General features: G+C 66.1%; 2 protein-coding genes. Both read right to left on the bottom strand.

What is annotated here, in order from left to right; all coding sequences use genetic code 11:
• Positions 1 to 4 precede the first annotated feature (4 nt).
• Complete coding sequence (locus LPJ38_RS19400) at positions 5 to 16,432, bottom strand: non-ribosomal peptide synthase/polyketide synthase (RefSeq protein ID WP_145627088.1); 16,428 nt, start codon at positions 16,430 to 16,432, stop codon at positions 5 to 7.
• The gene (locus tag LPJ38_RS19395) at positions 16,425 to 22,985 is read right to left on the bottom strand and encodes a non-ribosomal peptide synthetase (RefSeq protein WP_145627091.1); all 6,561 of its coding nucleotides are present in this window, start codon (positions 22,983 to 22,985) and stop codon (positions 16,425 to 16,427) included. The genes LPJ38_RS19400 and LPJ38_RS19395 overlap by 8 nt, the downstream gene beginning before the upstream one ends.
• Positions 22,986 to 22,987 lie beyond the last annotated feature (2 nt).

Below are 22,987 nucleotides of genomic sequence, written 5' to 3'. Positions count from 1 at the left end.
AGGCTCACTCCGCCGGTTCCGGGACCGTATCCTGCGCGATCGTCGACGTCGCCTCTGCCACGAGCAGGCCGCAGAGCTGATCGAGCAGGCCGGCATCCTTCAGGATCGTGAAATGGTTGTCACCGACGAGGCCGCGATCGACCGCCTCGGGCAACTGCGTCTCCAGCCGATCACGCTGCGCCAGACGGGTCGACGTCCACCAGCAGAGCGGCGTGGCCTCCAGGCCCCGCGGCAACGCGGTGTTCTGCGCCAGCCGGTTGAGGTGCCGTCCGACTGCGAAGGCGGCGGACAAATCGTCCGCGCCGAACGAGGCGTCATCTGCCCTTACGCTCCTGCCCTGCTCCACAACAGAGGCGACCAGTTCGCGGATACACTCCGGCGTCTCCGGCAGGCCAGCGCGTTTCGCTGCCTCGACCTGCGCCTTGATGCGAGAGGCCGCGGTATTCGGGAGAACGGCCGACAGCAATCCGGCGAGATCATCGGCCCAGTGGGCGATCGCCTCCGGTCGGCCCGATCCGTCCGGCTGCCGCGGCACGAAGCTGTCGACCATGACGAGACGATCGACGCGCTCACCGCCGCGTTCGAGCTCGGCCGCGACCAAACTGGCCAACAACCCTCCCAAGGACCAACCGACCAGGCTGTAAGGACCGCGAGGCTGCATCCGCCGGATCTCGGCCACGTAGTCGACGGCCATCGCTTCGAGTGAGCTGTCGGTCCACGTCGGATCGACCAGCATTCTCGATTGCAGGCCGATCACCTGCCGGCGCCCTTCGAGGCGGCGTGCCAGCGGACCATAGTCGAAGACCGTGCCGAAGCCGCCATGCACGGCGAATACTGGGTTCACGCCGCGAACCGCGGCATTCAACGGCAGCAACGCCGATGGCGCGACGGCGGGCGCCGCGGTGGCGCTGTCGGCGAGCAAGGCGCGGATCGTCGGCTTCTGGAGCAGATCACGCAACTTGATCTCGATCCCGAACGCCTTGTCCTGACGCACCCGCGCCACGACCTTCAGGCACAGAATCGAATTGCCGCCGAGCTCGAAGAAATTGTCGGTGGCGCCGACCTGCGGCACGTCCAGGATCTCGGACCACAAGCGCGCCATCGCGGACTCTGCCGGGCCTTGCGGGGCGACGAAGCTCCGCATCAGTGCGTCGGGCGCCGGCAGTGCACGCCGGTCGACCTTGCCGCTCGACAGTGTCGGCAGCCGCTCCAGCACCATGATCCGCGCCGGCACCATATAGGCCGGCAGGGTCAGCTTCAGGAAACCGGTCAGGCGCTCGACCAGTGCCTCGACCGCATCCGGCGCGGCGTCATCTGCCGCCTTCGGTGCGACATAGGCGATGAGCTGATTTCCAGCTGCGCTCGGCACTGCCACCACCGCCGCCTGCGCGATCGCCTCGTGACGGAGCAGCGAGGTCTGGATCTCCCCGAGCTCGATGCGGAAGCCGTTGACCTTCACCTGGTCATCACTGCGGCCGAGATATTCGACGGTACCGTCCTCGCGCCACCGGGCCAGATCACCGGTGCGGTACAGCCGCGCGCCCGGCATGGACGAGAACGGGTCAGGCACGAAGCGCTCAGCGGTCATGCCCGCCTTGCCGTGATAACCGCGCGCCAGTCCGAAGCCGCCGAGATAGAGTTCGCCGGCGACCCCGGCCGGAATGATGTCGAGCGTGGCATCCAGGATGTAGGCGCGGCGGTCACCGACCGGCACGCCGATCGGCGCATAGGGCGTGTCGCATTCGCCCGCCCCCTCGACTTTCCAGACCAACGGCGTGACCACCGTTTCGGTCGGTCCGTAACCATTGATCAGGATGCGCGGCTTGAGAACGCACCTGACCTTGTCGAAGCCGGCCTTCGGCATCGCCTCGCCGCCGAAGGAGTAGAGCTTGACCGGCGGCGGGTTGCCGTTCTTCTCGACGCAATCGGCGACCTGCTGGAGATAGGCCGGCGGCAATCCGATATGGCTGACGCGATGGGCGTGCAGGTTCTCGACCGTCTGCTCCGGCGTCCACAATTCGGCATCACGCATCAGCAGCCGCGCGCCGTGCGACAGAACCGTGAGCCAGCGCTCATGGGCGCCATCGAAGGCCAGCGACAGGAAATGCAGCTCGCAGGAGCTTTCGTCGATCTCGTAGAGACTGCCCGTGACGTGACAGTGCATCGCCAGCGGCCCATGGGCGACGGCGACGCCCTTCGGCGTTCCCGTCGAGCCCGAGGTGTAGATCAGATAGGCAAGGTTTTCGGGATGCAGTTCAGGTTGCGGCGGATGGTCGGGCCCAGCCTCGAAATCGAAGGTGGGCATCGGGATTGTTTCGACACCATCCGGACTGCCCTCGATTTCGAGCGCTCCCGTCAGCAGGAATGCGATCGCCGCATCGCGCATGACGAAGGCACGCCGTTCGGATGGCAATTCCGGATCGAGCGGAACGTAGGCGCCGCCTGCCTTGATGACGGCCAGCAGCGCAATCATCGTGACTGCGGTTCGCTCGACCACCACGCCGACGCGATGCTCGGGCTTGAGCCCGCGGGCGATCAGGTGATGCGCCAGGTTGTTGGCTCTGCGCTCCAGGTCTCCGAACGAGAGCACCGTGCTGCCAATCGTCAGCGCGGTCCGCTCCGGATGACGCCGCGCGTGGCCGCTGATAGCCTCATGCACCGGCGGCAGCGGGATGCTTGACGTCGCGTGCCGATTGCAGCGATCCGCAAGAGCGGCGTCGAGCTCGGTGACCGGATCGATGCTGCCGAGCGGAACCGTGGCGTCCCGCGTCAGCGCCACCAGCAAATGCTCGAACTGCGCCGTGATTTGCGCCGCCTGCGCTGCGGTGAAATGGCTCGGCATATACGTGTATTCGACTTGCAGCGTGTCTTCGACCAGCACCGACAGGTCCATCGGATAGTTCGTCACGTCGACATTCTTCAGGCCGCTGAACTGCAACGCGCCGGCTCCGCGGTGCATGCTGCGTGCGATCGGATAATTCTCGAACACGATGATGCTGTCGAACATGGTCTGACCGGCGCGGCCGGCCCAGCCCTGGATGTCGTAGAGCGGCGTGTGCTCGTAGTCCCGGATCGCCGAATTGCGATCCTGCAGCGCGCGCAGCCATTCTCCGACCGGGCTTTCCGGCGAAAGCGCCTCGATCAAGGGCAGCGTGTTGATGAAGAGCCCGAGCACCTGCTGCGATCCGTCGAGACTGGCTGGGCGACCGGCCATCGTCACGCCGAACGTCACGGTGCTCTGGCCGGTATAGCGCTGCAGCAGCAGCGCCCACACGCCTTGAACGATCGTGTTCAACGTGATGCGCTCGCGCCGGGCGAACGCCTTCAGCTCCGCGGTCGCGACCTCTCCGAGACGCGTGTAACAACGTTCGTGGCCGGATGCCTGATGGCGGCGCGCGCCGAAGGCATCGGCGAGCTGCGTCGGCTGATCGAATCTCCTGAGCTGCTCGCGCCAGAAGGCCTCGGCGGTTTTGGCATCCTGCGTCAGAAGCCAAGCGATATAGTCGCGATAGCGCGTCGCATTCGCAGCGGGCGTGCCGCCGTAATAGCACTCCAGGACGTCTCCGACGAACCTTGCCGAGCTCCAACCGTCCATCAGGATATGATGATAGGTCCAGATCAGCCGATACAGGTCGTCCTGGAGCCGCAGCAGCCGCACCCGCTGGAGCGGCGGCGCCTGGAGATCGAACTCGGCTGCGCGCTCATCGGCAAGGGCGGCCGCAATCTTTTCATCACGGACGGCCTGCCCTCGCCAATCCTCATGCTCGAACGGCACGATTGCGTCGCGATAGACCACCTGCAGCGGAGAGCCGGAGAGCTCGCGCCAGAGGAAGCCGGTCCGTAGCATTTGATGACGCGCGCTCACCTCGCGCCATGCCGTGCCCAGTCGTCCTGGATCGAGGCCCCGGACTTCGACACTGACCTGGTTGACGTAGACGCCGCTGCCGGCATCGCGCAGGCTATGAAACAGCATGCCCTGCTGCATCGGCGACAACGGATAGACGTCCTCGATGCGGCTCCAGTCGAGACCAAGCCGTTCGAGCTGTTCGCTTGACAGCCCGGTCAGCGAGGCACGCTCCAATGCCGGATCTTCTTTGGCGGGGCCAACGGTGGGGGACGCTGCAATCAGCGCCTCGATGGTCTGATGCCGAAACACATCGCGTGGCTCGATGAGCACGCCTTCGCGCCGCGCGCGGCTCACCATTTGCAGCGAGATGATGGAGTCACCACCGAGTTCGAAGAAATTGTCGGTGACGCCGATGTTCGGCTGGCGCAGCAGATCGGCCCAGATCGCCGCCAGCGTTGCCTCGGCCGGCGTGTGCGGCGCAACGTGGTGGGCGGAGGCTGCGAGTTGATCCGGCGCCGGCAGCGCCTTGCGGTCGATCTTGCCGTTCGGCGTCAGCGGCAGACGCTCCAGCACCATGATGCGCGTCGGGACCATGTAGTCCGGCAGCACCGAGGACAGCGCCATCTTGAGCGCGGCCCCATCCAGCGCTTCGCCGCTGACATAGCCGACCAGTTGGCGGCCCGCGCCAGCCTCGCGCGCCACCACCACAGCCGCGCGAACGCCTTGCTGTGCCTGCAGCCGCGCCTCGATCTCGCCGAGCTCGATGCGGAAGCCGCGGATCTTCACCTGATGATCGGCACGGCCGACATAGTCGAGCACACCGTCAGACCGCCACCGCGCCACGTCGCCGGTGCGGTACAGCCGCGCGCCGGGTGCACCGAACGGATCGGGGATGAAGCGTTCCGCCGTCAGGCCGCCGCGCCGCCAATAGCCGCGGGCCAGCCCCGCACCGCCGATATAGAGCTCACCGGCAACGCCGACCGGCGCAAGGTTGAGGTCACCATCGAGGATATGAAGCGTGGTGTTGCCGATCGGGCCGCCCAGCAGCGGACGATCGTCCGTGGCATCGAGCCGATGGCGGGCCGACCACACCGTCGTCTCGGTCGGGCCGTACAGGTTCCAGACCTCGCCGGCCTGCGCCACCAGCCGTCGCGCCAGATCCGGCGGCAGCGCCTCGCCGCCGCACAGCACGCGGCAGCTCCCGGGCAGCGAAGGACCGTCATGATCAAGCAGCGTCCGCCAGGTCGATGGCGTCGCCTGGATCAGCGACACACCGTGCCGCTGCACGATGGCCTTGAGCTTGGCAGGATCATGCGCGGCCGCGCGATCCGCGAGCACCACGCAGGCGCCGATCGTCAGCGGCAGCCACAGCTCCAGCACGGCGATGTCGAAGGACAGCGAGGTCAGCCCGAGCACGCGGTCGCCGGCCGTCATGCCGGGCTGCTCCGCCATGGTCGCCAGGAAGTTGGTGACGCCATCGTGGCGGACCATCACGCCCTTCGGCAGGCCGGTCGAGCCCGAGGTGTAGATCACATAGGCCAAGCTCTCGCCGTGAACGGCGACATCGAGATTTCCGGCATCGCCGCCCTCGCCGTCCTGGCCATCAAGGAGCCAAGCCTCTGCTCCGGTCTCCGCCAGCACGGCAGCGAACTGATCGTGCAAGTCCTGCTGCGTCAGCACCAATGCCGCGCCGCTGTCGCGCAGCATGTGGGCCAGCCTCTCCGGCGGGTAATCCGGATCGAGCGGCAGATAGGCTCCGCCGGCTTTCAGCACGGCCAGCAGCGCGACCAGCATCTCGACACCGCGGTCGAGCGCCAGCCCGACCACGACGTCGGTCCCGACGCCGCGATCGCGCAATCGCAGCGCCAGCCCGTTGGCCCGCGCATTCAGCGCGGCATAACTCAGCTCGGCCTCGCCGAACACCAGCGCAATCGCCTCGGGCGACGTCCGGACCTGCGCCTCGAACTGCGCAATGATTCCCTCGCGCAGCGCATCCCGGCGCGTGTCGTTCGCCCGCGCAAGCAGAAGGTCATCCGCGCGATCCCGGGCCGCGACCATGCCGACCGGTCGATCGGCGTCGACGCTCAGCGCCTCGATCAGCCGCACAAAAGCTCGCTGCAACCGCGCGATCTGCGCCTCGTCGAAATGCCTGCGCTGATAGTTGAAGACGAGGCGCAGGCGCTCATCGACGCCGATGCTGGCGAACAAGGGATAATTGCTAGTCTCGACGATTCGGGTTTCGCCGACCTGGATCTGCCGGTTTTGTCCGATCAGCGCTCGGTCGACGGGATAATTCTCGAACACCAGGATGCTGTCGAACAGTGGCCGCCCGGGACGCCCTGCCAGCCGCTGGATCTCATAGAGCGGCGTTGCGCCGAACTCGCGCAAAGCCAGATTACGGTCCTGCAACTCGCGCAGCCATGCCCCGACGGTCTGCTGCGGGCTGACACCATCGATGACCGGCAAGGTGTTGATGAACAGGCCGACCATCTCTTCGGCGCCGGCGAGTTCAGGCGGCCTGCCTGACACGGTGACACCGAAGCAAATCGTTCCTTGCCCGGTATGCTGCCGCAGCAGCTGCGCCCATGCCGCCTGCACCAGCGTGTTCATCGTGATCCGCTCACGCGCCGCGAATTCCTGCAACCGTGCGGTCAGGTCAGGGCTCAGCTCGAGCGCCAGCATGCCGTGGCCGGACATTCCTGCGCCCGCGCGTTCGGCCAGGCTGTCTGCCAGGAAACTCGGCTCGTCCAGCCCGGCCGTCGCATTACGCCAGAACGCTGCCGATGCGTCGCCATCGCGCCCCTTCAGCCACGCGATGTAGTCACGATAACGGTGCTGCAATGCCGGCAGGCGTCCCTCGCCGTTATGCTGCATCACCTCGGCAATGAACCGTGCCGAGCTCCATCCGTCGAGCAGGATATGATGGTGCGTCCAGATCAGCCAATGCCTGTCGTCGCCGAGCCGGATCAGGCGGACCCGCTGCAAGGGCGGTCGCGACAGGTCGAACCCGGCGTCCCGCTCCTGCCGCGAGACGTCGGCCAGCGCTGCGTCCAATTGCGTCTGGCCCCATGCTGCACTCCGCGCCCGCCAGTCATCCTCGACAAAGGGCACTTCGGCCCGTCGATAAACGATCTGTTGCGGCGCGCCCGACAGGTCACGCCAGACGAATCCGGTGCGCATCACAGCATGACGATCGCTGGCCGCCTGCCAGGCACGGCGCAGCTTCCCGGCATCCAAGCCGCGGATCTCCGCCGCAACCTGGTTGACGTAGAGCCCGCTCTCGCCGTCATGCATCGCATGGAACAACATGCCCTGCTGCATCGGCGACAATGGATAGATGTCCTCGATCTCGCACCAATCCAGCGCAAGCCTGTCGAGCTCGGCCTGACCGAGCCCTGACAATGGCACATCTGATGGCGTAAGGCCGCAGGCGCCGCCAGTGCAGTGATCGACCAGCTCCCGCAGCGCAGCCTCGTACAACGCCGCCAGCCGCTCGACGGTCTCGCGCCGATAGCGCTTGCGGCCGAATCCGAACGACAGAAGCAACCGGCCATCGCGTACCGTTCCGTTCACGCTGAGCCAGCGCCGCAGTGAACTCGATGCATCGCGCGACGGGCCGGCGGTTTCCGCTGCCATCTTGAACAGCCCTGCCTCAGCGACACTGCTGTCGATCTGGCCGAGATAGTTGAAGGCAATCTTCGGCTCACTAAGGGTCGACAGCGCCATGCGCTGCTCATCGGAGCCAAGGTACCGCAAGACGCCGTAACCCAGTCCGCGGCCAGGAATGCCGCGAAGCTCCTCCTTCACGGTCTTGATCAAGAGCGAGGCATCTTGCGAGCCACCGGCCAGCCGCACGGGAAAGGCCGTCGTGAACCAACCGACCGTGCGCGAGAGGTCGAGATCGCTATCGAGGGGCTCGCGGCCATGCCCCTCCAGCTCGAGGAGAACGTCCCGCTGCCCGCTCCACTGCCAGACGGCGCGTGCAAGGCCGGCCAAGAGCAGATCATTGATCTGCGTGCGATAGGCCGACGGCGCCTCCGTCAGCAGGCGGTCTGTCCATTCGCTTTCAAATGACAGTAGCACCTCGTCGGCATCCGCGACGCGATCGATGCCAGCATGATCGTCGTCGCATCGGATGTCCGCTTTTGCGCGGCGGCTGATCCAGTAGGGCAGCTCCGCCACAAGTTCAGACGACGTTGCGTAGGTCCGCAGGCGCTGTCCCCACAATGCGTAAGCGTGGGTCTTGGGCGGAAGCGCGACCGCGACGTCGGCCTTCACCAGCTGCGTGTACGCCGCGGAGATGTCCTCCAGCAGAACGCGCCATGACACGCCGTCGACCAGCAGATGATGGATTACGATCAGAAAACGCTGGCTGCCATTGTCGACATCGATCCCGACAGCCCGCAACAGCTGCCTGCCCGAGATCGAAAGGCTTGCCTGCGCCGACGACGCCAGTGCCGTCACGGCGTCGCGGCCAACCGCCTGCCGGACCCAGAGCAGCTCCTCCGCGGACGGAGCGGCACCGTGCTCGGCGCACCAATTCCCTTGCCTCTCCTCGAAGCGCAGACGCAGCGCGTCATGATGATCGACCACGGTAGCGAGCACACGCCGCATCACGTCCCAGTCGAGGCGCTCTTTCGGCTGCAACAGCACCGCCTGGTTCCAATGGTTCCGGTTTTCCATGTCTTCCGCAAAGAAGCGGGACTGAATCGGAAGTAGCGGATGCGGGCCGGTGACCTGCCCTTGATCGGCGGGCGTCCCCGTGCGCTGCTCGGTCCGCGCCGCGAGCGCCAAGGCTTCCAGCGTCTGATGCTGGAATACGTCGCGCGGCTCGATGAGGTATCCGGCGCGCCGGGCGCGGCTGACCATCTGGAGGGAGATGATGGAATCGCCGCCGAGCTCGAAGAAATTGTCGGTGATGCCGACGGCGGGACGGCCGAGCAGTTCGGCCCAGATCGCCGCAAGGGCCATCTCGACCGGCGTGCGTGGTGCCTGTTGCTCCGCATGTCCATGGGCCATGTCGGGCGCCGGCAGCGCGTGGCGATCCACCTTGCCGCTCGGCATCAAAGGCACCCGCTCCAGCACCACGATCCTCGGTGGCACCATATAGTTGGGCAATACGGCCGACAGCGCGGTCCGTAAGGCTGCCTCGTCCAACTCGCCGCTGCCGCTGACGTATCCGACAAGCTGGCGGCCGGTGCCGACGTCGCGCGCCACCACGACAGCGGAGCGAACGCCGGGCTGCTCGAGCAGCCGCGCCTCGATCTCACCGAGCTCGATGCGGAAGCCGCGGATCTTGATCTGATGGTCCGCGCGCCCGATATAGTCGATCGCGCCATCGGCGCGCCAGCGCGCCCGATCGCCCGATCGATAGAGCCGCTCGCCCTCTCCGCCGAAGGGATCGGGAATGAAACGCTCCGCCGTCAGTTTTTCGCGCCGCCAATAGCCCCGCGCCAGACCTGCCCCGCCGATGAACAGCTCACCGGTCACGCCCGCCGGGACCATGTTCAGATCGCTGTCGAGAATGCGAATCGTGACGCCGGGAATGGGCCGCCCGATCGGCACGCGCGCTGCACCCTCCTCACGACAGGTCCAATAGGTCGCGTTGATCAGGGCTTCGGTTGGACCGTAGCGATTGTCGAACCGCACATCAGGAAACGCCGCGAGGACGTGCGACATCAGGTCGAGCGACAGCGCCTCGCCACCCGCAAACAGCCGCTTGAGCGAGGTGCAGCGGGTCGCGCCGGGCTCGGTCACGAAATGCTCGAGCATCTGCGGCACGAAATGCAGCGTCGTCACGTCATGGGCGATGACGGCGTCCACCAGAAGCCGCGGCTCGCGATGCGCGCCGGGAGCTGCGATCACAAGCCGCGCGCCGGTCGCGAGCGGCCACAAGATCTCCCAGACCGAGACGTCGAAGCTGAACGGCGTCTTGTGCAGCAAGGTCTCACCGGCACCGAGACCATACTCCGCCTGCATCCAGCCGAGACGCGCCGTGAGAGCGCGATGCGAACAGGCCACGCCCTTGGGCACGCCGGTCGACCCCGACGTGTACATCACATAAGCCAGGCTATCCGGATGAAGCGCCACATCGGGATTGTCGGCAGGCTCATCGAGGTGAGCCTCACCGTCCATGGTCCAGGCCTCGGCACCCGCGTCCGCGATCACCGGGGCCAGATGCGGAAGTAGCCGTTCCTGGGTCAGCACCAATTCTGTTCCGCTATCGCGCAGCATGTGAAGCAAGCGATCGGACGGATAGTCGGGATCGAGCGGCAGATAGGCACCGCCCGCCTTGAGCACGGCCAGGACCCAAACGATCAACTCGACGCTGCGCTCGAGCGCCAAGCCGACAAGCCGGTCGCGACCAATTCGATGCTCCCGCAAGCGCTGCGCCAGGCGATTGGCACGCACGTTCAGCTCGCCATAACTGATCTGTTGTTCGCCGAAAACCAACGCGATCGCCGATGGCGTCGCCGCCGCCCACGCTTCGATCTGCGCGACGATGCTATCGCTGAACTTCGGGGCCCGCTCGACGTTGCCGCTCCAGCCGAGCACTTTCTGCTTCTCGTCGGTATCGAGGCCGTAAAGCGCACCAAGCGGCCGCGCCGCGTCCTCCACCATCCTGGCCAGCAGCCGCGACAGCGAGGCCTGCAGATATCTGATCTGGTCGTCATCGAAGCGGCTGCGGCCGTAGCGAAAGCCCAAATTGATGCCGTCGGACTTGGCGAACACCGCCACCGTCAGCGCATAATTGGTGATCGAGACCTGCTCGACCCGACCGAAGCGGCGCCCGCTTTCGCTCTCGCCGCGCAGTGCCTCATCGATCGGATAGTTCTCGAACACGAGAATATTGTCGAACAGCGCGCGACCAGAGCGGCCGGCAAGGCGCTGGACGTCATGGAGCGGCATCCAGCCGTGATCGCGCAGGTCCGTATTGCGCACCTGGAGGTCGCGCAGCCACGCGCCCACTTCAGTTTGCGGGCTCGGGTGATCGACGACGGGGAGCGTGTTGATGAACAGGCCGACCATGTCCTCGGACCCGCTGATCTCGGCCGGCCGGCCCGAGACCGTCGCGCCGAAACAGACCGCGCGCTGGCCGGTGTGACGACGCAACAGCTGCGCCCAGGCACCCTGCACCAGCGTGTTCAGCGTGACGCGCTCGCGCCTGGCAAACGCCTGCAGACCTGCCGTCAGGTCGGCCGTGAGCAGCAGGTCCAGCGAGCCGTGGCCGGGTGCGCCTTTGGTTGCCGGGCCTCCCAGCGTGTCCGCGAGAAAGCTGGGCTCATCCAATTCGGCCAAGGCCGATCGCCAGAACGAGGCCGACGCCTCACGGTCCTGCCTTTGCAGCCACGCAATGTAGTCGCGATAGCGGCCCCTCACCGCCGGCAGCCGGTGGCCGCGTTCGTGCTGCAGGATCTCCGCCATCAGACGCGCGGCGCTCCAGCCGTCGAGCAGGATATGGTGGTGGGTCCAGATCAGCCAGTGGCGTGCCTCATCGAGCCGGATGAGCCGGACGCGCTGCAATGGCGCTTGTGACAGGTCGAATGCTCGGGCGCGCTCGGCTTGCGCGGCGCCCGCCAGCGCGGTCCGGAGTTCCACGTCGTCCATCGCGGCCGCCCGCGTGCGCCAGTCTTCTTCCTCGAATGGCAAACGCGCAGAGCGATAGACCACCTGCTGCGCCACTCCCGACAAATCGCGCCACGCAAATCCGGTTCGCAGCACGGCGTGCCGCGCGCTGACCTCCTTCCAGGCCGCGCGCAGCCTGCCGGCATCGAGGCCGCGGATCTCCAGGCCGATCTGGTTGACGTAATTGCCACTCTCGCCATCACGCAGAGCATGGAACAGCATGCCCTGCTGCATCGGCGACAGCGGATAGATATCCTCGATCTCACGGCAATCAGTCGTCGCGACCAGCGCGTCGAGATCAACCTGCTTCAGGTTCGACAAGGCGAAGTCCGACGGCGTCACGCCGCGGGCGTCACCCGTGCAATGCGCGACGAGTTCGCGCAGCGCTGCAGCATAATGCTCCGCGAGACGTTCGATCGTTGCGCGCCGGTAACGCCTGCGACCATAGCTGAACGACAGGCGCAATTGTCCTTCACCGACCTGGCCGTTGATGCTGACCCAGCGGCCGAGCGGCGCGCTGTCGCTACGCATCGGGCCCGCGCTTTCGGGCGCGAGGCGGAACGGTGCGCTCTCCCCCATGCTGGAATCGAACTGGCCGAGATAGTTGAAGACGATACGCGGTTCAGGACGTGCCGCCAGCGCGCGTCGCTGCGCCTCGGTGCCGAGATGACGCAGAACGCCGTACCCCAGCCCGCGGTTCGGAACGGCGCGAAGCTCCTCCTTGACGGCTTTTATCAGCGCGGCATCGTCACCGGAGCCGCCCGGCAGCCGCACAGGAAAGGCCGTGGTGAACCAGCCAATGGTGCGGGATATGTCCGCGCCATCGAAGACGTCCTCGCGGCCATGGCCTTCGAGCTCGACGATGACGTCCTCGATCCCACTCCAGCGCGACACCGCTCGCGCGAGCGCCGCCAGCAGGAGATCATTGACCTGCGTGCGGTAGGCGGACGGGGCTTCCTTCAGCAGTCGCGTCGTCAACCCTGCGTCGAACGCCAGCAGGACTTCCTCGCCGTCGGCAACCCGGTCAACCCCGCCATGATCATCGTCGCAGGGAAACGCGGCATGCGCTCGTCGGTCGAGCCAATAATCGAACTCGGCTGCCAGCTCGTCGGTCCCAGCATAGGCCTGCAATCGCGCGCCCCAGGATGCATAGGACTCGCTCCTGGCCAGCGCGACCGACGCCGCCGCCTTGCCGAGCTGATCGTGCGCCGTCGCAAGATCCTCGAGCAGCACGCGCCATGACACACCGTCAATGACGAGATGATGCACCACGACCAAAAGGCGCTGGCTGCCATCCGCGAGATCCATGCCGACCACGCGCAGCAACGCCCCGGCCAGCGACAGGCTGGCCTGCGCCGACGAGGCAATCCCCGTGACCTCAGTGGCATCGCGAACGCCGCGGCGAATCCACAGCAGCTCCGACGCAGGCGGCGTTGCGCCATAGGTGGCACACCACACCCCATCGACGTCCTCGAAGCGCAAGCGCAAGGCCGCATGATGAGCGACGAGAGCGGCGAGCGCGCGCTCGACACGTTTCCAGTCCAGCCGCGATTTCGGCGTCAGCAGAACGGCCTGATTCCAGTGATGGCGGTCCCCCGCGTCCTCGCCGAAGAAGCGCAACTGGATCGGCAGGAGCGGATGCTCGTGGCCTTCGATCTCGACTTTAGGAGCGACATGGCCCACCCTGCTCTGACTTCGCGCGACCCGCGCCAAATCCTGCAAGGTCTGATGGCGGAAGACGTCGCGCGGCTCGATCAGCAGGCCCGCCTGGCGGGCACGACCGACAAGTTGCAGCGAGATGATGGAATCGCCGCCAAGCTCGAAGAAATTGTCCTCGACACCGATGGCGGGTTGGCCGAGCAGCTCGGCCCAGATCGCGGCGAGCACCGTCTCGGCCGCGGAGCGTGGCGCGATGGGGGCGGCGGTCGCGGCTGGCATCTCTGGAGCCGGCAGGGCGTCGCGATCGACCTTGCCGTGTGCGGTGAGCGGCAACTGCTCCAGCCGCACGATGCGGGCTGGCACCATGTAGTCGGGCAGCTCGTCCGAGAGCGCCGCGCGCATCGTCGCTTCGTCGAACGGTCCATCGCCGGCGACATAGCCGACCAGCTGACGGCTGACGCCGGCTTCACGGGCCAGGACCACAGCCGACTGTACACCGGGCTGCCGTCTCAACCATGCCTCGATCTCGCCGAGCTCGATCCGGAAGCCGCGGATCTTCACCTGGTGATCGGAGCGGCCGACATATTCGATCACGCCATCGGCGCGCCACCGCGCCAGATCGCCGGTCCGATAGAGCCGCGCGCCCGGCGTACCGAACGGATCGGGGACGAAACGTTCAGCTGTCAGTTCGGCACGCCGCCAGTATCCGCGCGCCAGCCCCTCGCCGCCAATGAACAGCTCGCCGGTCACGCCGACCGGAACGACGTTGAGATCATTGTCCAGGATGTAGGCCGAGCGGCGGCCCACGGGTCGACCGATCGGGGCATAGTTGCCCTCGATCTCCTCGCCGGCATCGACCTTCCAGACCAGCGGCGTGACCACGGTTTCGGTCGGCCCGTAGCCGTTGATCAAGGTGCGCGGCTTGAGCGCGCGCTTGACCTTGTCGAAGCCGGCCTTGGGCATCGCCTCGCCGCCGAACGAGTACAGCTCCACTGGCGGTGGATCGCCGCGCCACATCGCGAAGTCGGCGAGCTGTTGCAGGTAGGCAGGTGGAAAGCCGGCGTTGGTGACGCGCTGTCGTTGCAGGACCTCGATGGTCTGTTCGGCCGACCACAGATCGGCATCGCGCATCACGAGCGCTGCGCCGCAGGTCAGCGCGGTCCAGAGCCGCTCATGGGCGCCATCGAAGGTGAAGGACAGGAAGTGCAGCTCGCGCGAATGCCGGTCCATGTCGTAGAGCCCGGCCGTCACCTCGCAATGCATTGCGAACGGACCGTGCTCGACCGCGACGCCCTTGGGGATACCGGTTGAGCCGGAGGTGTAGATCACATAGGCAAGGCTGGTTGGCGCCACCGCGATCTCCGGATCGCTTTCGCTCTCCTTCGCGAGATCGATCGCACCGAGCGGAACGACCTCGACGTCAGCCGGAGGCGGCGTCAGCGCCGAACCATCCGCATCGGTTAATACGACCCGCGCGCCGGCATCCCGGAGAGTGCCGACCTGTCGCCTGGCCGGATGTTCGGGATCGAGCGGCAGATAGGCTGCGCCCGTCTTCAAGATCGCAAGCAGAGCTACGACGAGATGCGGCGAACGCAGTGCCGACACGCCCACAAGGTCGTCGCGGCCGACGCCGAGGCGAACCAGGTGATGCGCGAGGCGATTGGCCTGGCGGTTGAGCTGGTCATAGGTGATTTCGTCGTCGCCGAAGATCAGCGCCGGCGCATCGGGCGTTTCGGCCGCCAGCCGTGCAACCGTTCGGTGCACCGACGCGAACGATGAGTCCGTCGTTTCGCCGACAGGATTCCATTGACGGAGCCGCTCCAGCTCCCGCTCCGAGAGCAGCGCGACATCGGCGATGGACTGCGCGTCGTCGGCGACCATCGCCTTCAGGATCGTGATCCAGTGCCTGGCAAGACGATCGATCGTCGCCGCCTCGAACAGCGCCGTCGCATAGGTGAAGATGGCGCGGATTTCGCCGGACGGCCCCTCGTCGGTATCGAGCGCAAGATCGAACTTGACGGTATCGACTTCTGCATCGATCGTCTCGATTTGGAGACCGGTCCGATCGGGCGGATTGCTGGAGGTGCGACGACGCTGGTGATTGTAGAGCACCTGAAAGAGCGGATTCTGGCTCAGGCTGCGCGTGGGCTGCAGGATCTCCAGCAATCGCTCGAACGGAAGATCCTGGTTCTCCTGTGCCTCGACCGTGGTGGAATGAACCGCCGCAATGAAATCCGCGATCTTCGCGCGGCCGTCGATCTGCGTGCGCAGCACCTGAGTGTTGACGAACAGACCGATCACGCTGCGCGCTTCGTCGCGGTGCCGGTTGGCGACGGGCACGCCGATGTTGATGTCGGATTGACCCGTGTAACGATAGAGCAGCAGCTTGAAGCTCGCCAGCATGACGGCGAAAAGTGTCGTGCGGTGGCGCCGCGCCAGAGCACGCAAACCATCGGCCAGCGCCGGATCGAGCGGAATGCGGCACGCCGATCCCGCCAGGTCCGGGACCGCCGGCCGCGGCCGATCGATCGGCAGCTGGAGCACGGCAGGATCGGCGAGACGCCTGGTCCAGTAATCGACCTGCCGCTCGCCATCGACCGCACTCATCCAGAGCCGCTGCCAATCGGCATAGTCCGCATAGTCGATTTCCGGCTCCGGCAAGGCGGGTGCTTCACCGCATGCAAAGGCCGCGTACAGCTTCCAGAACTCGTCGACCAGCACGCCGATCGACCAGCCGTCGGCCACGATATGGTGCAGGCTGACGACGAGGACGTGATCGCTCTGGTCCAGCGTCAGCAACGCCGCGCGTATGAGTGGACCCACTTCGAGATCGAACGGCAGAGAGGCTTCCTGTCGCGCCAGCGCGCGCGCCTGCCCTTCGCGATCGTCGCCGTCGAGGATCAGTTGTCGGAATGCGGCCGGCTGCGGAGCTTGGACGATTTGTTCGGCCTGCTCTCCTTCTTGCCGAAAGACGGTGCGAAGCGCGCTGTGGCGGACGAGGAGCGCATCGAAGGCCTGCTGCAATGCGCGTGGCTGCAGCTGGCCGCGCACGCGCACGGTCGCCGAGATGTTGTAGGCGGCACTGCCCGGGTCCATCCGCCACAGGAACCAGAGGCGCGACTGTGCAAAGGACAACGGTGCCCGCTTCCGCCCCTGGCGCACGATCGGCAGCATGGCGAGATTGACGCCCTTGGCCGCGAGCTGCGACAGGAACGCGTGCTGCTTGCCGGCATCGAGGCGCATCAGCCGCCGTGAGATGTCGCGCAGCTGCTGCTTTTGCGTGGTTGCCGTGTCACTCATCGGACAGTTCGACTTCCTTCAACATGTCGAGCATCGCGGCGATGTCGTCGCTTCGCTTGTCGGTTTCGCCCTCGAGGGCCAGCGCAGCCGCCATGGTCTCAACGGTCGTCATTTCGAACAGACGATTGAGCGGCAGGTCGTGGCCGAGATCGCGCTTGATGCGGCTGACGAGCTGGACGGCGATCAGGGAATCGCCACCAAGCTCGAAGAAATTGTCGGTGACGCCGATGACGGGCTGGCGCAGCAGATCGGCCCAGATCGCAGCCAGCGCCGCCTCTGTTGGCGTGCGCGGCGCAACGTGCTGGGCGGGGGCTGCGAGCTGATCCGGCGCCGGCAGCGCCTTGCGGTCGATCTTGCCGTTCGGCGTCAGCGGCAGTCGCTCCAGCACCATGATGCGCGCCGGGACCATGTAGTCCGGCAGCACCGAGGACAGCGCCATCTTGAGCGCGGCCCCATCCAGCGCGTCGCCGCTGACATAGCCGACCAGCTGGCGACTGGCGCCGGGCTCACGTGCCACCACGACCGCTGCACGGACACCGTCCTGTGCCTGCAGCCGCGCCTCGATCTCGCCGAGCTCGATGCGGAAGCCGCGGATCTTCACCTGATGGTCGGCACGGCCGACATAGTCGAGGACACCGTCAGGCCGCCACCGCGCCACGTCGCCGGTGCGGTACAGCCGCGCGCCAGGTAGACCGAACGGATCGGGGATGAAGCGCTCCGCGGTTAGGCCGCCGCGCTGCCAATAGCCACGTGCCAGCCCGCTACCGCCGATATAGAGCTCGCCGGCAACGCCGACCGGGGCCAGGTTGAGGTCGCCACCGAGAACGTACAGCGTGGTGTTGCCGATCGGGCCGCCCAGCAGCGGACGATCGTCCGTGGCATCGAGCCGATGGCGGGCCGACCACACCGTCGTCTCGGTCGGGCCGTACAGGTTCCAGACCTCGCCGGCCTGCGCCACCAGCCGTCGCGCCAGGTCCGGCGGCAGCGCCTCACCGCCGCACAGCACGCGGCAGTTCGCGGGCAGCGAAGGACCGTCATGATCAAGCAGCATCCGCCAGGTCGAGGGCGTCGCCTGGATCAGGGAGACGCGATGCCGCTCTACCATCGCCTTCAATCGCGCAGGATCATGCGCGGCCGCGCGATCCGCCAGCACCACGCAGGCACCGATCATCAACGGCAGCCATAGCTCCAGCACTGCAATGTCGAAGGACAACGAGGTCAGCCCGAGCATGCGATCGCCGGCCGTCATGCCGGGCTGCTCCGCCATGGTCGCCAGGAAATTGGTCACGGCGTCATGGCGGACCATCACGCCCTTGGGCAGGCCTGTCGAGCCCGAGGTGTAGATCACATAGGCGAGGCTCTCGCCGTGAACGATGACATCGAGATTGCCGGCATCGCCGCTTTCGGCGTCCGGTTCGTCGAGCAGCCAGGCTTCTGCTCCGGTCTCCGCCAGCACACCTGCGAACTGATCGTGCAATCTCTCTTGCGTCAGCACCAGCGCCGCGCCGCTGTCGCGCAGCATGTGCGTCAGCCGCTCCGGCGGGTAATCCGGATCGAGCGGCAGATAGGCTCCGCCGGCTTTCAGCACGGCCAGCAGCGCGACCAGCATCTCGACGCCACGCTCGAGCGCTAGCCCGACTACCACGTCGGTCCCGACGCCGCGATCGCGCAATCGCAGCGCCAGCCCGTTGGCGCGCGCATTCAGCGCGGCATAGCTCAGCTCTACCTCGCCGAACACCAGTACAATTGCTTCGGGTGACGTCCGGACCTGCGCCTCGAACTGCGCAATGAAGGACTCTCGCGGATAATCCGCCCGCGTCTGATTCCAATCGTCCAGCAAAAGCTGCCGCTGCTCGGGCGGCAGAATGTCGAGTTGCCGGACCGGTGCGCGTGGCGCGTGCTCCAGCATCTCGGCCAACTGATCGAGCGCCTGCTGCATCAAGGCGCAGATGTGATCGGCCGAGAATGGACGGACGATCTGAGCGGTCAGGCCAAGAGCTTGACCATAATCCTCGACGGCCAGCATCAGCGGGTAATTGGTGCGCTCCTCGCCGCCGAGCCATTCGATTCCGGAGTGCTCCCTGCCGGTTGCCAAATCAGCCGGCATCGCATTGTGTCGATAGTTCAGGATTGCGCTGAACAGCGGCGCGGGCGCCGCGACGCCGCTGCATCGCTGCGCGAGCGCCAGCGAGGCGTGCTCGTGCGCCATCAGTTCGCTCAGCCGGCGATGTGCAGCGCGAACACTGTCCTCGACCGCCGTGTCATCGAGATCGAGCCGCAGCGGCAAAGTATTGATGAACAGGCCCATGGTGCGATCGCCGCCGGCGCCGGCCTGCATGCGACCGAACAGGACCGTCCCGAACACGACGCTCTCGCGCCCGCTGGTTCGCGCCACCACCTGCCCCCAGGCGAGGTGGCAAAGACTGGCGAGGCTGACCCCCAGTCGCCGCGCCTGCGCACGAAGTCTTGCGTTCAAGCTTTCAGGCAGCATCCGGCGGGCTTCCACGACGCCACCGCCGTCTCCGTGCACCCGATCTAGCCCCAACGGCGTGGTCGGCTCGTCGATGTCGGCGAGCATTTCGCGGAAGAAGCGCTCGTGATCGGCGGTCGCAGCCGATCCGCGCGCCTGCGCCACCAGATTCCGAAACGGATATGGCGGCGGCAAGTCGTAACTTCGCCCGGACAAGATCTTCCCGACCTCGTCGTGCATCACCTCCAGCGTGGAGTGGTCGCCGATCAAGTGATGCAGCAGGACCAGGAGCAGCCAGCGCCCTCCCCTGGGATCGGCAGCGATTGCGAATCGCAGCAGCGGTGGCTGGCCGAGATCGATCCGATGAAAACGCGGATCGAATCGCCGCGCGAGCTGCTCATCCCCAGGGCCCTCGCCGTCCAGCACGATCTCGCTGACAACCAACGGCGCCTGCCGCCAAACCACCTGCGCCGGTGTGGACAGGCCGTTCCATACGATGGACGTTCGCAGAATGTCGTGGCGGTCGACCACCTGCCGCACCGCGTCGAGATAGCGATCGAGCAGGCCGCGGCTGGCAAATGCCATCTGGCCGACCAGCAGATACGGATCGCCCTCCTGCGACAGCAGATGGTGAAACAGGATACCATCCTGAAGCGGCGAAAGGCCGTAAATGTCCTGGATGTTGGCAACGCCCCCGGGAACGCCGGCCACGATGCTGTCGATGTCGGATTGCGTCAACGCGATCAGCGGCAACAATTCCGGCGTGATCGCCGCCGTCTGCCTGGTAATCCGGTTGGCCGGAACGTCGACCTCCTCGCCGCCATCGAGGCTTGCGGCAAAATCCGCCAGCACCGGCTTTGCGAACAGCGTGCGCGCGTCCGCTCTCAACCCATGCCGCTGCAACCGCTCCAGCATCCGGACGGCGAGCAGGGAATGGCCACCGAGCTCGAAGAAGTGGTCGCTGCGGCCGATCCGATCCACGCCGAGGAACTCCGCCCAGACATTCGCGACGATCTGCTCGTTCTCGCATCGCGGCGCCTCGAAACGCCGCCGCGCGAATGCACCGTCCTCCGGCGCCGGCAGCGCCTTGCGGTCCACCTTGCCGTTCGGCGTGAGCGGGAGTGCATCGAGGCGCACGCAGGCTGACGGCACCATGTAGTCCGGCAGGCGCGCACACAGATGCTCGCGCAGCGCGCCGGCAAATTCCCCGCTATCGCGTCCAACGCCGCCCCCAGTGGCCACATAGGCAACCAATTGCATATCGCCGCCATGATCGCGCTGCACCAGCACGATTGAATCGATCACGTCGGCGTGCTCATTGAGCCGGAATTCGATCTCGCCGAGCTCGATGCGGAAGCCGCGGATCTTGACCTGGTGATCATTGCGGCCGAGAAACAAGATACTGCCATCCGGCAGATAACGGCCGAGATCGCCGGTGCGATACATGCGCGCATCCGCATCGCCGCAGAAGGGATCGCGCACGAAGCGCTCGGCCGTCAGATCAGCGCGATTGAGATAACCGCGCGCCACTCCGATCCCACCGATGTAGATCTCACCGACCGCGCCGAGCGGAACGGGCGCACCGAACCGGTCCAGAAGATAGATCCGCACATTCGGCAGCGGCCGACCGATCGGAGCAGCGTCGCCGTCAAAGCCCGGTGGCCGCAACCAGCTCGTGGCGCAGACCGTCGCCTCCGTTGGACCATAACCGTTGAAGACGGCGATGCCAGGAGGCAATCCCTTGACCAGTTCGGCCCTGGGCAATTCACCGGCAAGAACGAGGACCCGCAACGAGGTCAGGCGGTCAAGATCGGTCCGCCCGTGCAGCATCGCCGGCGGCAAGGTCGCATGCGTGATCGCGTTGTCCGCGAGGAAGTCGAGCAGTGCCGATGCATCCCGATGCTCGCGCGAGCCGGCCAGAAACAGCGCGGCGCCCGAGCACAGCGCCATGACGATTTCCCAGACGCTGGCATCGAAGCTGGACGAGGCAAACTGCACGACGCGGCTGCTCGAATTGATATCGAACATGGTCCGCTGCGCCAACGCCAAATTCACCAGGCCACGATGCTCGACCATCACGCCCTTCGGCCGGCCGGTCGAGCCGGACGTGTAGATGATGTAGGCGAGGCCTCGGGAGGTCAGTCCGTCGACGAGGTCGGTCGGATCTGACGTTGCCTGCCCTACGCTGGCCGCTGCATCCCCGTCGGGATCGACGATCGCGTAGGTCCCATCCGGCACTATCGCGCGTCCCGCTTCATCCGCGATCAGCAGGCGCGGCCTGGCGTCGTCGACAATCTGACGCAGCCGCTCCGCAGGATACGCGGGATCGAGCGGCAGATAGGCGCCGCCCGCCTTCAGCACGGCCAAAAGGCTCACGACCATGGCGATGCCGCGCGGCAGGCAGATCGCGACGGGCTGGTCCGGCACGACGCTCAAGGCGATCAAACGCCGTGCGAGCCAGTTCGCTCTGGCGTCGAGTTCGCCATAGCTCAGACGAACATCCTCGTAAACAAGCGCAATGGCGTTCGGCGCCCTTCTCACCTGCTCCGCAAACAACTCGTAAATGCAGGCTTCCACGGGAAACGGCGTTTTCGTCTCATTCCACGTGTCGAGGACGCGCCTGCGCTCCTCGGCGCCAATGATGTCGATCCGATCGATCACCTGGTCCGCATCGGCAACCATGGCCCGCAGCAAGGCCAACAAGTAGTCCCGGTAGCGCGCGATCGTCGCCTCGTCGAACAGCGACGTCGCATAATTCAGGGAGCCGACGATACGCCCATCCATTTCGCCGAGATTCAGCTCGAGATCGAACCTGACCTGTTGCAGCGGAATATCGACGACCTCGGCCTTGAGACCAGGCAGCTCGAGGGTCCCGATCTCGTTGCTCTGCCAGGCGAACACGACCTGGAAAACCGGCGTCTGATCCAGCCCTCGCAGCGGTCGGACGATGTCGACGACCTGCTCGAACGGCAGATCCTGATGATCCTGCGCCGCGAGCGTCGCCGCGCGGACGCGGCGGAGCAGTTCGGCGACGCTGGGGTCGGTCGAGAGATCGATGCGGATTGCAAGCATGTTGACGAAGAATCCGATCAGGCCCTCGATCTCCGGCCTGTTTCGGTTCGCCGTCGGCGTCCCGATCACGACATCCGTCTGCCCGGAGAGTCTCGACAACACCGCTGCCCAGGCCGCCAGCAGCGTCATGAAAACGCTGGCACCATGCGACTGGCTCAGTCGCCGGATGCCGGATGCGAGCGCCGCATCGATCTCGATCGGCAGGGAAGCGCCGGCGAGCGATCTGACCGGCGGATGCGGCCGGTCCGTCGGCAGTTCGAGCACGGCGGGGGCCTCCGCCAGCGCCTCTCGCCAATAGTTGACTTGCCGCTGCAATCGCTCGCCGGACAGCCATTGTCGCTGCCAAGCGGCATAGTCCGGATACTGGATTGCCAATGGCGGCAGGGGATCGTCCTTGCCGGCGGTGAAAGCCTGGTAGAGAGCACCGAGCTCACGCATGAGCACGCCGATCGACCAGCCATCCGAGACGATGTGATGCTGCGTAAGCAGGAAGAAATAGTCATGCTCCGCCATCCGGATCAGTCGGCTGCGGATCAACGGCCCGGCGGCGAGATCGAACGGCGTCGCAGCCTCCTCGCGGCGGAGGCGTGCCAGCTCCTGCTCGCGATCGTCCCGGCCGCGCAGATCATGGTCGAGCAGCGGCACACGTTCATCCGTCGGCAGCAGCACCACGCGCGGCTGTTCGTCCACCACGCGGAAGACGCTACGCAACGCTTCGTGGCGCGCGAACACGCGGTCGATGCTCCGACGCAACGCTTCGACATCGAGCTCGCCCGAAAATCGCAATGCGCCACGTATGTGATAGCTGGAATTGACGCCATCCAGTTGCGCCAACAGCCAAAGCCGCTGCTGCGCAAAGGACATCTCAAATGATCCGCCCCGCGCCACCACCGGAATGGCGCTAGCGTCATTCCGATCGGCACTTCGGCCGCGATCCCTCGCCAGCGCGACGAGCTTTCTCATCTGCTGGGGATCCAGGTCTCGCAAGCTAGGCTTTGCCGTGTCAGCCATGC

Source organism: Bradyrhizobium daqingense, from assembly GCF_021044685.1.
Taxonomy (GTDB): domain Bacteria; phylum Pseudomonadota; class Alphaproteobacteria; order Rhizobiales; family Xanthobacteraceae; genus Bradyrhizobium; species Bradyrhizobium daqingense.
Note: the sequence above shows the minus strand (reverse complement) of the source record. Positions and strands in the feature narration are given on the sequence as shown.